We start from the raw sequence: 13,162 nt of genomic DNA, 5'->3' as shown, positions 1-13,162 counted from the left end.
CTGTCCCGTTGCTGCGGGGTAAGCGATGGTGAACCGGTTCAGGTGATGACGCTGGGCTGATCCATGCCGGTATAGCCGGCAATGTCGGCCAGTTCCTGCGCGGCCGCGACCAGCGGCGCCAGCGCATCGCCGGTCGCCAGTGCCAGATCGCCGTCCGGCCCGACATAGCGTTCGATATAGACGCGCAGGGTCGCGCCCTCGGTGCCGGTGCCCGACAGGCGGAACACCACGCGCGATCCATCCTCGAACAATATGCGCACGCCCTGGTTCCGGCTCACCGACTGGTCGGTCGGATCGGTATAGGCGAAATCGTCCGCCGCCTTCACCGTGCCGCCGATGTTGCCGGTGCCGGGCAGGCTGGCGAGCGTGTCGCGCAGCGCGGCCATCAGCGCGTCGGCCTTGTCCTTGGCGATCGCTTCATAGTCATGGCGGGCATAATAGTTGCGGCCATAGGTTGCCCAATGATCGGCCATGATGTCGGCCACGCTCTGCTGGCGCGCGGCCAGGATGTTGAGCCACAGCAGCACCGCCCAGATGCCGTCCTTCTCGCGCACATGGTCGGACCCGGTGCCGGCGCTTTCCTCGCCGCAGATCGTCGCCATGCCGGCGTCGAGCAGGTTGCCGAAGAATTTCCAGCCGGTCGGCGTCTCGTAGAGCGGAATGCCCAGCTTCTGCGCCACCCGGTCGGCCGCGCCACTGGTCGGCATGGAGCGGGCAATGCCCTTGAGGCCACCGGCATAGCCGGGCGCCAGATGGGCATTGGCGGCCAGCACCGCGAGCGAGTCCGAGGGCGTCACATAGCAATGGCGGCCGATGATCAGGTTGCGATCGCCGTCGCCATCCGACGCCGCCCCGAAATCGGGGGCATCGGCGGCCATCATCCGGTCATAGAGCGCCTTGGCATGGACCAAATTGGGGTCGGGATGGTGATGGCCGAAATCGGGCAGGGGGGTGCCGTTCATCACCGTGCCGGCCGGTGCGCCCAGGCGCTTTTCGAAAATCTCGGTCGCATAGGGGCCGGTCACCGCGCTCATCGAGTCGAAGGCGAGGGTGAAGCCGCCGGCGATCATCGCCCTGATCGCGGGGAAATCGAACAGGCTTTCCATCAGCGCGGCATAGCCGGCGACTGGATCGACCACTTCGACGGTCATGGCGCCCAACTGGCTGGTCCCCAGCGTGTCGATATCGACGTCGGGGGCGTCGAGGATGCGATAGCTGTCGATCGTCAGGGTCCGCGCGTGGATCGCGTCGGTCACCTTCTCTGGGGCTGGCCCGCCGTTCGACACATTATATTTGATGCCGAAATCCTCGTCCGGCCCGCCGGGATTATGGCTGGCCGACAGCACCAGTCCGCCAAAGGCGCCGGACGATCGGATCAGATGTGACGCGGCCGGGGTCGACAATATGCCGCCCTGGCCAACCAGCACCCGGCCAAAGCCGTTCGCTGCCGCCATCCTGAGCGCGATCTGGATGACCTCCCGGTTGAGATAGCGGCCATCGCCGCCGATCACCAGGGTCTGGCCCGCAAAGCCGTCCAGGCTGTCGAACACCGACTGGATGAAATTTTCCGCATAATGGGGCTGCTGGAAGACCCGAACCTTCTTGCGCAGGCCCGATGTGCCGGGCTTCTGGTCGTCGAAAGGCGTGGTCGCGACGGTCTGGATCACCTCTGTCCCCTGCTTTGCCTAATAAGTCGTTACGCCTCTATGGCTTGTTCATGCTGCACTGCGCAATGCGCTTTGTCGCGCCGAAGGTGCGGGCGACCGTGATCGGATGCGATTACTGCGCAAGAGACGGGTTGGCCAAAGCCGTCATGCGGGTTATCACCCATGGCAACTATTCAGAAAATCGGCATTTTCAGTGACAGTATCGTGACCTTTGTAGGAGGTTCCATGTCTCGTCTGCCCGCTTTCCTGTCCGGTCTTGCGCTGCTCTCGGCGCAACTGGCTTCGGTGTCGGCCGATGCCTGCACGCGCCTGGTCTATCATGGTGCCAATGCCGATGTGATCACCGCCCGGTCGATGGACTGGAAGGTCGATGTCGGCACCAACCTCTGGATCTTTCCGCGCGGCATCGCGCGCAGTGGGGAGGCCGGCCCCAATTCGGTCAAATGGACGTCCCGCTATGGCAGCGTGATCGCCACCGGTTACGACATTTCCACCACCGACGGCATGAACGAGGCGGGGCTGACCGCCAATCTCCTGTGGCTGGTCGAATCCGAATATCCGCATTTCGACGGCAAGCAGCCGGGCATGAGCATCGCCATCTGGACCCAATATGTGCTCGACAATTTTGCCACGGTGAAGGAGGCAGTCGACGCGCTGTCCAAGGAAAGCTTTGTCGTCGTCACCGATAATATTCCCGGCGAGGAACGGCTCGGCACGCTCCACCTCGCGATTTCCGATGCGTCGGGCGACAGCGCCATCTTCGAATATATCAAGGGCAAGCTGGTGATCCATCACGGCCCGCAATATCCGGTGATGACCAATTCGCCGATCTTCGACGAGCAATTGGCGCTCAACGCCTATTGGAAGGATATTGGCGGAACGACGATGTTGCCGGGCACCAACCGCTCGGCCGATCGCTTCGCCCGCGCCTCCTTCTATGTGAATGCCATTCCCAAGAGCGAAGACCCGGTGACGGCGCTGGCCAGCGTGTTCAGCGTGATCCGCAATGTCTCGGTGCCATTCGGCATCTCGACCCCGGACCAGCCCAATATCTCCTCGACCCGCTGGCGCACGGTCGCGGATCACAAGCGCAAGCTCTATTTCTTCGAGTCCGCGTTGACGCCGAACAGCTTCTGGGTCGATCTGAAGACGATCGACTTTGCGCCTTCTGCCAAGGTGAAGAAGCTCGATCTTGGCCCGAACCAGACGAAAACCTTTTCGGGCGAGGTCAGCGGCCAGTTCAAGGATGCGCCGGCCTTCAAATTCCTGGGACTGTCCTGATCGGCTGGGGGCGCCGCCATGCGATATCTTCCTCTATGCTGCCTGCTCGCCAATGCCCTTGTCTATGCCGGACCGGCCTTGGCGCAGGAGGCGCCGGCGCACCTGTCCGATGACACGCCCGATCAGGGCTGGCATCTCACCGTCTCGCCCTATGTCTGGGCGGCATCGCTGCACGGCAATGCGGAACTGGCTGGGTTCCGCACCAGGGTCGACATGCCCTTCTCGGAGATATTCGACCATCTCGACTTCGTCACCATGGGTGAAGTCCTCCTGAGCAATGGCAAGGTCGGCGCCTATGTCGATGGCCAATATGTGAAGACCAGTCAGGACGCATCCGTCTATCACCAGCAGGTCGGACTGGGCATCAGGAAGACCCATGTGTCGGGCGGCCTGTTCTATAATATCATCGACCATCGCATGGCGGAGCGAACCGTCCATGGGGATCGGCGGCGCTTTACCTTCGCGCCGGTCGTCGGTTTGCGCTGGTCGAAACTGTCGGCCGATGTCGCGGCGCTGGGCCTGACGGCCAATCGCAAGGCCGACTGGACGGAGGTGCTGGCCGGCGTCCGCACGGCGGGCGATATCGACCGTCACTGGGTGATCGACGCGCGCCTGAATGCCGGCGGCTTTAGCGATCGGAAATCCAGCATGGATAGCGAGGGAACGATTGGCTACCGGCTGCGCCTCGCCGGCCTGCCGCTGACCGTGCGCGCTGGCTATCGCTTCGTCCATCAGCAATATCGGATGCGCGACTTTACCGGCCAGCAATTTCGCTGGAACGTATCGCAGGAAGGGCCGCTACTGGGTCTGTCGGCGCGCTTCTGATCCGCCTCAGTCGGCCAGCCGCAGCGCCACTTCGTTCATGAAGCGGGCGTCGTCATTTTTGGCCAGCCATTCCGCCTCGGCACCGATCGCGCCCAGCATGTCGGCGAGCGCGTCCATCTCGCTCTTGTGGTAATTGCCCAGCACATAGCCATGGACCTTGTCCTTGTGGCCCGGATGGCCGATGCCCAGCCGTATGCGGCGGAAATCATTGCCGATATGGGCGTCGGTCGAACGCAGGCCATTATGGCCGGCATTGCCGCCGCCGCGCTTCACCTTGACCTTCATCGGCGCAAGGTCGAGTTCGTCATGGAAGACGGTCACGTCCTGCGGCGTCAGCTTGTAGAAGCGCATCGCCTCGCCGATCGCGCGGCCGCTTTCGTTCATGAAGGTGGCGGGCTTGAGCAGGATGATCTTCTCCGGGCCGATCCGCCCTTCCTGCACCCAGCCCTGGAACTGCTTCTTGGGCGGCGAGAAGCGATACATGTCGGCGATCAGGTCCACGGCCATGAAGCCGACATTGTGCCGGTGCATCGCATATTGCTGCCCCGGATTGCCGAGGCCGGCCCAGATCTGCATCGTCTATCTCGCATGAAAAGAAAAATCCCGCCCGCCGGTTAGGCGGACGGGATCGGAATTTCCAGCCTGCAAGCAAGCTGCAAGGCGATTACTCGCCTTCGCCCTCGGCGGCTTCGCCTTCGGCGCTCTTCAGAGCCGAGGGAGCGACGATGGTGGCGATGGTGAAGTCGCGGTCTTCGATCGCAGCCTTCGCGCCCTTGGGCAGGGTCACGGCGCTGATGTGGATCGAATCGCCGACTTCGAAGCCCTTGAGGTCGACGACGACGTCATCGGGGATCTCGGCGGCATCGACGACCAGTTCGACGTCGTGACGGACGACGTTCAGCACGCCACCCTTCTTGAGGCCGGGCGAGGCGTCTTCATTCTCGAAGCGCACCGGGACAGCGACGGTCACGGTGGCATGTTCCGAAACGCGCAGGAAGTCGGCGTGCAGCGGACGATCGGTCACGGGGTGGAAGGCCACATCCTTGGCGAGGGTGCGGACGGTCTTGCCGCCGACTTCGACCATGATGACCGAATTGAAGAAGTGACCGGTGCCGAGCTGCTTGTTGAGGAGCTTTTCCTCGACGTGGATCGACAGGGGTTCTTCGTTCATACCATAGATGACGGCGGGTACGCGGCCCTCACGGCGGAGGGCGCGGGAGGCTCCCTTGCCTGCCCGATCGCGTGCCTCGGCCGACAGCGTAAGCTGCTCGCTCATTGCGTGTCTCCAAAAGCAAATTTGATACAATTTTCCCGCCACGCCTCCAGGGATGACCATCGCGGGAAGGCGGCCCTGTAGCAGAAAGCGGCGATAAAGCAAGTTTAGCGTTGGCTTATTGCACGCGCGTGACCTTGTAGCCTTTCGCCTTGAGCAGATCGACGAGATTGTCCTTGCCGGTCAGGTGGCCGGCACCCACCGCGATGAAGGGGCGGCCCTTCAACTTGTCGACCGCGCCGACCCAGTCGCGGTTGCGCGCGGTCAGGATCGCGTCCTCGACCACCGGATCGGGCTGCTCGCCATTCTGGTCCTCCTTGGCGATCGCCTCCATGTCGCCCTTGGCCCAGGCGGTCAGGATGCGATTATAGAGCGCCTTCATGTCCTTGGCTTCATGGATGGTCTGGATCAGCAGCTTGCGCTGCGCCGCTTCGGGCAGGCCGTCAAAGGCGCCGAACTGGCGCTCGACGGTTTCGAGGCCACCGATCGGCCGGCCCTTGAAGGCGGCGATCAGTACCGGCTCGACGCCATTGGCCTGGCTGACGTTCAGGCTTTCCTGCGACGCGGCGGACAGCAGCATGGCCGCCGCCCAGCTTTCATAGCCCGACAGCGCCTGCGCGCTGGTGCCGCCTTCCTTCACGATCCGGTCGAGTTCGGGGCGCTCGCCCGCCGGCACGCGCGCGTCGAGCGCGGGCAGGTTGGGGCTGCGGCCCATGCTTTCGAACAGGCCCAGCGTCTTCTGCTGGTCCTGCAGGTCGGCGGCTTCCAGCACCAGCTGGTCGGCGTCCTTCCAGGCCTGCTTGATCGTCGGCGTCTGCCAGTCGATCCCTTCGGGCAGGACATGAATGGTGCCGAAGATCCAGCCGTCCAGCCCGGCGCGTTCCACCCGCCACAGCGCTGGCCCTTGGCCGGCCTCGACCTTGGGGGCAGGGGCCTTCTGCTCGCTGTCGCAGGCGGCGATCAGGGCGAGGCCGCAGAGGGCCAGAAAACGGATCATCCAGCTTTTCATGGCCTTATTCCCCCTGCTTCACGCGCGCGCTGGCGATGCCCAGCGTCTTCAACTGATCCTGCACGCTGCCCTTGCCGGCCAGATGGCCCGCGCCGACGGCGACGAAGACGGTGCCGGGCTGATCCAGTCGCGCCTTGATCCACTTGGCCCAATTGGCGTTGCGGTTGATCAGCAGCACCTGGGCCAGTTCCGGTGTGGCCTTGAGCGAATCATTCATCTCGTCGGCCAGCTTTTCCGGCTGGCCAGTCTGCCAATGGTTGAGCAGGGCGGCGAACTCGCCTTCCATCCCGTCCATGCCCTCGACCGTGGCATTGAGGAACTGGACCTGCTGCGCCATCGGCAGGTCGGCGAAGAAATTGAGCTGCTGCTCCACCGTTTCCAGTGCGCCGACCTTCTTGCCGGCCTTTTCGGCTGCGGCCCGCAATATCTTTTCCGCGCCGATGTCGGACTGGTAGCCCAGCTTCTGCAGTGGCGCGACCGACAGGATCATGCCGGCCATCCACGGATTGAACGCCTCGAACGACTGCCAGGGCACGCCGGCCGCCACCATCGCCGCGCGATATTTCTGCGCGGCGTCGGGCGCGAGGCGGGTGGACAGGGCGACCCGGTCGGTTGCCATCGCCTTGCCCGCCATCATCTGCGCCATTTCGCCGGGATTGTCGGGTTCGATGATTTCCAGCACCAGTTCGTCCGACGCTTCGAACGCCTGCTTCACCCCGCCCTTGAACCAGTCGATCCCCGGTTTCAGCACATGGACGGTGCCGAACAGATAGATGGTCGTGTCGTCATCCTTCACCTGCCACAGGGCGGGCGCCACATTGGTGAGGACGGGTTCGCGGGCGGCGACGGGCTGGGTCTGACCCCAGGCGCCGAGCAGCAAAAGTCCCGCAGAGAGCCAGCGGGACGGGAAAGCGGTCAGTCTCATATCCCTTCCATGCGGGCGCCGGGCGCGCAGGGCAAGCGGCTTAACCCTGTTCGACGCGGCTTTTCCTTGACCCTTGGCCCGCGCTGCGCCAAGGCGCGGCCGACCATAATCTGTCATTATTGCAAGGACCACCGGTGGCCGAGGGCAAAGCGCTTTCCTTCCAGGACCTCATTCTCACCCTGCACGCCTATTGGGGCAAGCAGGGTTGTGTCATTCTTCAGCCCTACGACATGGAAGTGGGGGCGGGTACATTCCACCCGGCGACCACGCTGCGCAGCCTGGGCCCCAAGCCCTGGAACGCGGCCTATGTCCAGCCCAGCCGCCGTCCGACCGACGGCCGCTATGGCGAGAACCCGAACCGGCTGCAGCATTATTACCAGTATCAGGTGATCATGAAGCCCAGCCCTGCGAACCTGCAGGAACTGTATCTGGGCAGCCTCAGGGAAATCGGCATCGATCCGCTGGTCCATGACATCCGCTTTGTCGAGGATGACTGGGAAAGCCCGACGCTAGGCGCCTGGGGCCTGGGCTGGGAAGTCTGGTGCGACGGCATGGAAGTCACCCAGTTCACCTATTTCCAGCAGATGGGCGGCTATGACTGCAAGCCGGTCGCGGGCGAGCTGACCTATGGCCTGGAACGCCTGGCCATGTATATCCAGGGCGTGGACAGCGTCTATGACCTGAAGTTCAACGACCAGGGCGTTACTTATGGCGACGTGTTCCTGGAAAATGAGCGGCAGATGTCGAAATGGAATTTCGAGGTCGCCGACACCGAAAAACTGTTCCGCTGGTTCAAGGACTGCAAGGCCGAATATGACCAGTGCATCGCCAATGATGTGCCGCTCGCGGCCTTCGAACAGGCGATCAAGGCCAGCCACACCTTCAATCTGCTGCAGGCGCGCGGCGTGATCTCCGTGCAGGAGCGCGCCAGCTATATGGGCCAGGTCCGCGACATGGCGAAGGGTAGCTGCGAAGCGTGGATGAAGACCAACGGATGGACCGCCTGATGACCATGAATAATATCGTCATCCCAGCGAAGGCTGGGATCTCGGGCCATGTGGCGCTGCATTCGCTTGCGGCCCCAGCCTGCGCTGGGGCATCGGAGGAAATCGCATGACCGATTTCCTCCTTGAACTGCGCTGCGAGGAAATTCCCGCGCGCATGCAATTGAAGGCGTCCGACGATCTGGCGCGCCTCTTCACCGAGGAACTGGCCAAGGCCGGGCTCAAGCCCGCGTCGATCGACAGCTTCGTCACGCCGCGCCGCCTGGCGCTGATCGCTCGCGACCTGCCGCTGGAAACCGCGGCGGTCAGCGAGGAGCTCAAGGGTCCCCGCACCAGCGCCCCGGCGCAGGCGCTTGAAGGCTTCCTGCGCAAGACCGGCCTGACCCAGGATCAGCTTGAGGATCGCGACGGCGTCTGGTTCGCCGTGGTGAACAAGCCCGGCCGCGCCACCACCGACGTGCTGGCCGAAGCCGTGCCGGCAGTCATCCGTGCCTTCCCCTGGCCCAAGTCGATGCGCTGGGGCGCGGCCAGCGCCACCACCGAAAGCCTGCGCTGGGTCCGCCCGCTGCAGGGCATCATCGCGCTGCTCGGCGGCGAGATCGTGCCGTTGTCGATCGAAGGGATCGAGGCTGGTCGCGAGACGGTGGGCCATCGCTTCCATTCGACCGGCGCGATCCGCATCGACGGCGCCGACGATTATGCCGACAAGCTGCGCGCCGCCTATGTCATCGTCTCGCATCAGGAGCGTCAGGCGATCATCGAGGCGAAGGCCGGCGAGGCCGCTGCGGCCAAGGGCTATAGCGTGATCGAGGACAAGGGCCTGGTCGCGGAGAATGCCGGCCTTACCGAATGGCCGGTGCCCTTGCTGGGCGATTTCGATCCGGACTTTCTTGAGGTTCCGCCTGAAGTCATTCAGCTAACCCTGCGTATCAACCAGAAATATTTCGTTCTGCGTGATGCGGGCGGAAAGCTGGCCCCGGCCTTCATCTGCACCGCCAATATCGAGGCGAAGGATGGCGGCGTGGCGATCGTCGCTGGCAACCGCAAGGTGCTGGCCGCGCGCCTGAGCGACGCCCGCTTCTTCTGGCAGCAGGACCGCAAGACCCCGCTCGCCGAGCAGGCGAAGAAGCTCGGCCGCATCACCTTCCACGAGAAGCTGGGCACCGTCGCCGACAAGGTCGAGCGCGTCGCAAAGCTGGCCGAATGGCTGGCGAGCGAAGGTATCGTGCCGAACTGTGACCCGGCGCTGGCGCGCCAGGCAGCGGAACTGTGCAAGGCGGACCTCGTCACCGAAATGGTCGGCGAATTCCCTGAACTGCAGGGCGTTATGGGTGGCTATTACGCCCGCGCCGAAGGCCTGCCCGACGCCGTCGCCGATGCGATCCGCGACCATTACAAGCCGGTTGGGCAGGGCGACGACGTCCCCACCGCGCCGGTCACGGTGGCGGTCAGTTTGGCGGACAAGCTGGATACTTTGGTGAGCTTTTTCGCCTTCGGGATGTCGCCGACTGGATCTAAGGATCCGTTTGCCCTGCGTCGCGCCGCTCTTGCCGTTCTCGCAACCATTCAGAATAACAACATCCGTCTTCCATTGTTTGAGCTGATGAAGTCGGATTATGTTCCTGATCTGTTGCAACCATTGCTGCTAGGCAATGTGAGATCCGATATTAAACGTGATATTGAAGCATTTGAACGGGCAGGGTTTACGCCTGATCAGCTGAATATTGGCGAGTACACCGATAAAATTCGAGAATCTGTTGCTCCAACGGATCTGACCAAGCCGATTATTGCAGCGTGCTTTGAAATCATTCCCTTCTTCGCTGACCGTCTCAAGGTCCAGCAGAAGGAAGCCGGTGTTCGCCACGACCTGATCGACGCGGTGTTCGCGCTGGGCGGCGAGGACGACCTTGTCCGCCTGCTCGCTCGCGTGAAGGCGCTCCAGTCCTTCGTCGCGACGGACGACGGCGCCAATCTGCTCGCGGGCTACAAGCGCGCCGCCAATATCCTCAAGAAGGAAGGCGTGGAGCAGGCGGAGGCGATTTCGCTTTCCTATGAACCCGAAAAGGCGGAAGCTGATCTGATCGCTGCGCTCGACGCGGCGGAACCGCAGGCGGCACAGGCTGTCGCGGCCGAGGAGTTCGAGGGCGCCATGGCCGCGCTCGCGACGCTCCGCGCGCCGATCGACGCCTTCTTTGAGACCGTGACGGTGAATGATGCTGATCGGGCGAAGCGCACGACTCGCCTCGCGCTGCTGGCGCGGGTCCGTGATGCAGTGCACAATGTCGCCGACTTTTCGAAGATTACAGGATAAGGAAACGAAATTCCAAAATCTGCGGGAAATATGCGAAGTTAAGCGGGATAAGTCCTATCCCCTAATGGCTTGAGCCGCTAATTGCGGCATTATTATTGCAACGCACAACTCGGCAATCAGTGCAGGGAGAGCCGGTATATGGTTATGACGGAAGAGGCCCAGATGAGCACCACTTCGACGCGCTATGTTTATCGTTTCGGCGGTGGCGTGAACGACGGGGGCAAGGGCGACAAGAATCTGCTGGGCGGCAAGGGCGCGAACCTGGACGGCATGGCCGCGATCGGCCTGCCGGTGCCGCCGGGCTTCACCATCACCACCGAAATGTGCACCCGCTATTATACCGATGGCGGCGTCTATCCCGAAAGCCTGAAGGCGGAAGTCGCCAATGGCATCGCCCATATCGAGGCGGTCACCGGCAAGAAGTTCGGCGACGCTGCCGATCCGCTGCTGGTTTCGGTCCGCTCGGGCGCGCGCATCTCGATGCCGGGCATGATGGACACGGTCCTCAATCTCGGCCTGAATGACGAGACTGTGCTGGGCCTGGCCGCCGCATCGGGCGACGAGCGTTTCGCCTGGGACAGCTATCGCCGTTTCATCCAGATGTATTCGGACGTGGTGCTGGAACTCGATCATGGCGCATTCGAGGAAGCCCTTGAAATCGCCAAGGAAGATCAGGGCTACACGCTCGACACCGAAATGACCGCCGACGACTGGAAGGCGCTGGTTTCGGAATATAAGGCGCTGGTCGCCAAGCTCTGGAACAAGCCTTTCCCGCAGGATGTCGCCGACCAGCTCTGGGGTGCGATCTCGGCCGTGTTCGGCAGCTGGCAGGCGGACCGCGCCAAGGTCTATCGCCGCCTGAACTCGATCCCCGGCGACTGGGGCACGGCCGTCAATGTGCAGGCGATGGTGTTCGGCAATATGGGCGACACCTCGGCCACCGGCGTCGCCTTCACCCGTGACCCCGCGACCGGCGAGAATGCCTATTATGGCGAATATCTGATCAACGCTCAGGGCGAGGACGTCGTTGCCGGCATCCGCACGCCGCAGTACCTCACCAAGCAGGCGCGCGAGCGGGCAGGGGCCAAGCCGCTGTCGATGGAAGAGGCGATGCCCGAAACCTATGCCGAACTGGCACGGGTGTTCGACATCCTCGAAACCCATTATCGCGACATGCAGGACATCGAGTTCACGGTGCAGCAGGGCAAGCTCTGGATGCTCCAGACCCGGTCGGGCAAGCGCACCGCCAAGGCCGCGCTCAAGATCGCGGTCGAAATGGCCAGCGAAGGCCTGATCACCGAGGAAGAAGCCGTCGCCCGCGTCGATCCCGCGGCGCTCGACCAGCTTCTGCACCCGACCCTCGATCCCAAGGCGCCGCGCGATGTGCTGACCAAGGGCCTGCCGGCCTCGCCGGGCGCAGCCAGCGGCGCGATCGTGTTCGATGCCGACACCGCCGAGCGTCGCAACGAACTGGGCGACGCCGTCATCCTGGTCCGCGTCGAAACCAGCCCGGAAGATATTCACGGCATGCACGCAGCCAAGGGCATCCTGACCGCGCGTGGCGGCATGACCAGCCACGCCGCCGTGGTGGCGCGCGGCATGGGCCGTCCCTGCGTCTCGGGCGCGGGCAGCCTGTCGATCGACAATGCCAACAAGATCCTGCGCATCGGCAGCCGCGAGCTGAAAGAAGGCGATATCCTGACCATCGACGGTGCCACCGGCGAAGTCATGGCGGGTGAAGTGCCGACCGTGCAGCCCGAACTGGCCGGCGACTTCGGCATCCTGATGGCCTGGGCTGACAAGGTCCGTCGCCTGAAGGTCCGCGCCAATGCGGAAACCCCGCTCGACTGCCAGACCGCACGCGACTTCGGGGCCGAAGGCGTGGGCCTGTGCCGGACCGAGCATATGTTCTTCGACGCGGCCCGCATCACCGCCGTGCGCGAGATGATCCTGGCCGACAGCGAGAAGGGCCGCCGCGTCGCGCTCGACAAGCTGCTGCCTGAACAGCGCGACGATTTCGCCCAGATCTTCATGGTGATGGCCGGCCTGCCCGTGACCATCCGCCTGCTCGATCCGCCGCTCCACGAATTCCTGCCGCATGGCGAAGCGGAGTTCGAGGAAGTGGCCAAGGCGGCGGGCGTCGGTGTCGAGGCACTCAAGCGTCGTGCCGCCGAACTGCATGAGTTCAACCCGATGCTGGGCCATCGCGGTTGCCGCCTGGGCGTGACCTATCCCGAAATCTACGAGATGCAGGCCCGCGCCATCTTCGAAGCCGCGCTGATCGTGAAGGAACGGAGCGGCGAAGCGCCGATCCCCGAAGTCATGATCCCGCTCGTCGCGACGAAGAAGGAACTGGAGCTGATGAAGGCGATCGTCGACCAGGTCGCCAAGGATGTCTTTGCAGAGCAGGGCGCATCGGTCGATTATCTGGTCGGCACGATGATCGAATTGCCGCGCGCGGCGCTCAAGGCCGGTGAGATCGCCGAAGTCGGCGAATTCTTCTCCTTCGGCACCAACGACCTCACCCAGACGACGATCGGCATCAGCCGTGACGACGCCGGCCGCTTCCTGACGCAATATGTCGACAAGGGCATCTTCGCCCGCGATCCGTTCGTCAGCATCGATGTGGAGGGCGTGGGCCAGCTCATCGAACTGGCGGCCGAGCGCGGTCGGGCGACCCGCCCCGGCATCAAGCTGGGCATCTGCGGCGAACATGGCGGCGACCCGGCCTCGATCGCCTTCTGCGAGGCGACCGGCCTCGATTATGTCTCGGCCTCGCCCTATCGCGTGCCGATCGCCCGCCTCGCTGCGGCGCAGGCCGCTCTGGCGAAGAAGTAAGAGGAAAGGGCGGGAGGCAACTCCCGCCC

Annotated in this window: 10 protein-coding genes; 5 read left to right on the top strand and 5 right to left on the bottom strand. The window is 63.6% G+C overall.

All coding sequences use genetic code 11. The features are described from left to right. Positions 1-38: 38 nt before the first annotated feature. A complete protein-coding gene (locus tag DIZ22_RS07245; protein WP_048937182.1) occupies positions 39-1,667 on the bottom strand; it encodes an alpha-D-glucose phosphate-specific phosphoglucomutase in 1,629 nt (542 codons plus the stop codon). A 225-nt stretch (positions 1,668-1,892) separates the two neighbouring features. Here DIZ22_RS07245 and DIZ22_RS07240 point away from each other — a divergent pair, with 225 nt between their 5' ends. Both DIZ22_RS07240 and DIZ22_RS07235 read left to right on the top strand, forming a co-directional pair. Continuing rightward, positions 1,893-2,948 carry a linear amide C-N hydrolase gene (locus DIZ22_RS07240; protein WP_122928064.1) on the top strand — a complete coding sequence of 352 codons (1,056 nt, stop codon included), beginning with the start codon at positions 1,893-1,895 and terminating at the stop codon, positions 2,946-2,948. Positions 2,949-2,966: 18 nt separating this feature from the next. After that, a complete protein-coding gene (locus tag DIZ22_RS07235; RefSeq protein WP_048937180.1) occupies positions 2,967-3,773 on the top strand; it encodes a hypothetical protein in 807 nt (268 codons plus the stop codon). A 6-nt stretch (positions 3,774-3,779) separates the two neighbouring features. On the opposite strand, the gene pth is transcribed toward DIZ22_RS07235, so the two are convergent. The 4 genes from pth to DIZ22_RS07215 form a co-directional block, all read right to left on the bottom strand. Continuing rightward, a complete protein-coding gene (gene pth, locus DIZ22_RS07230) occupies positions 3,780-4,349 on the bottom strand; it encodes an aminoacyl-tRNA hydrolase (RefSeq protein ID WP_048937179.1) in 570 nt (189 codons plus the stop codon). Positions 4,350-4,437: 88 nt separating this feature from the next. Then, on the bottom strand, positions 4,438-5,049 hold the full coding sequence (locus tag DIZ22_RS07225) for a 50S ribosomal protein L25/general stress protein Ctc (protein WP_004207310.1): 612 nt from the start codon (positions 5,047-5,049) through the stop codon (positions 4,438-4,440). A gap of 115 nt (positions 5,050-5,164) precedes the next feature. Beyond that, positions 5,165-6,055 carry a TraB/GumN family protein gene (locus DIZ22_RS07220; protein WP_048937178.1) on the bottom strand — a complete coding sequence of 297 codons (891 nt, stop codon included), beginning with the start codon at positions 6,053-6,055 and terminating at the stop codon, positions 5,165-5,167. A gap of 4 nt (positions 6,056-6,059) precedes the next feature. Beyond that, positions 6,060-6,980: a TraB/GumN family protein gene (locus DIZ22_RS07215; RefSeq protein ID WP_048937177.1), complete on the bottom strand. Its 921-nt coding sequence runs from the start codon at positions 6,978-6,980 to the stop codon at positions 6,060-6,062. Positions 6,981-7,114: 134 nt separating this feature from the next. Between DIZ22_RS07215 and DIZ22_RS07210 the strand changes: the two genes are divergently transcribed. The 3 genes from DIZ22_RS07210 (at position 7,115) to ppdK (ending at position 13,133) form a co-directional block, all read left to right on the top strand. Continuing rightward, entirely contained in the window at positions 7,115-7,987 is an 873-nt protein-coding gene (locus tag DIZ22_RS07210) for a glycine--tRNA ligase subunit alpha (RefSeq protein ID WP_004207307.1), read from the top strand. Positions 7,988-8,093: 106 nt separating this feature from the next. Then, entirely contained in the window at positions 8,094-10,295 is a 2,202-nt protein-coding gene (gene glyS / locus DIZ22_RS07205; RefSeq protein ID WP_048937176.1) for a glycine--tRNA ligase subunit beta, read from the top strand. A gap of 138 nt (positions 10,296-10,433) precedes the next feature. Next, entirely contained in the window at positions 10,434-13,133 is a 2,700-nt protein-coding gene (ppdK, locus tag DIZ22_RS07200; RefSeq protein WP_048937175.1) for a pyruvate, phosphate dikinase, read from the top strand. The last annotated feature ends 29 nt before the right edge of the window (positions 13,134-13,162 follow it).

Origin of the sequence: Sphingobium sp. LF-16 (genome assembly GCF_003711185.1) — a bacterium.
In the GTDB taxonomy this organism is placed as follows: Bacteria; Pseudomonadota; Alphaproteobacteria; order Sphingomonadales; family Sphingomonadaceae; genus Sphingobium; species Sphingobium yanoikuyae_A.
The sequence above is the reverse complement of the archived record's forward strand: the minus strand, read 5'-3'. Positions and strand labels throughout refer to the sequence as shown.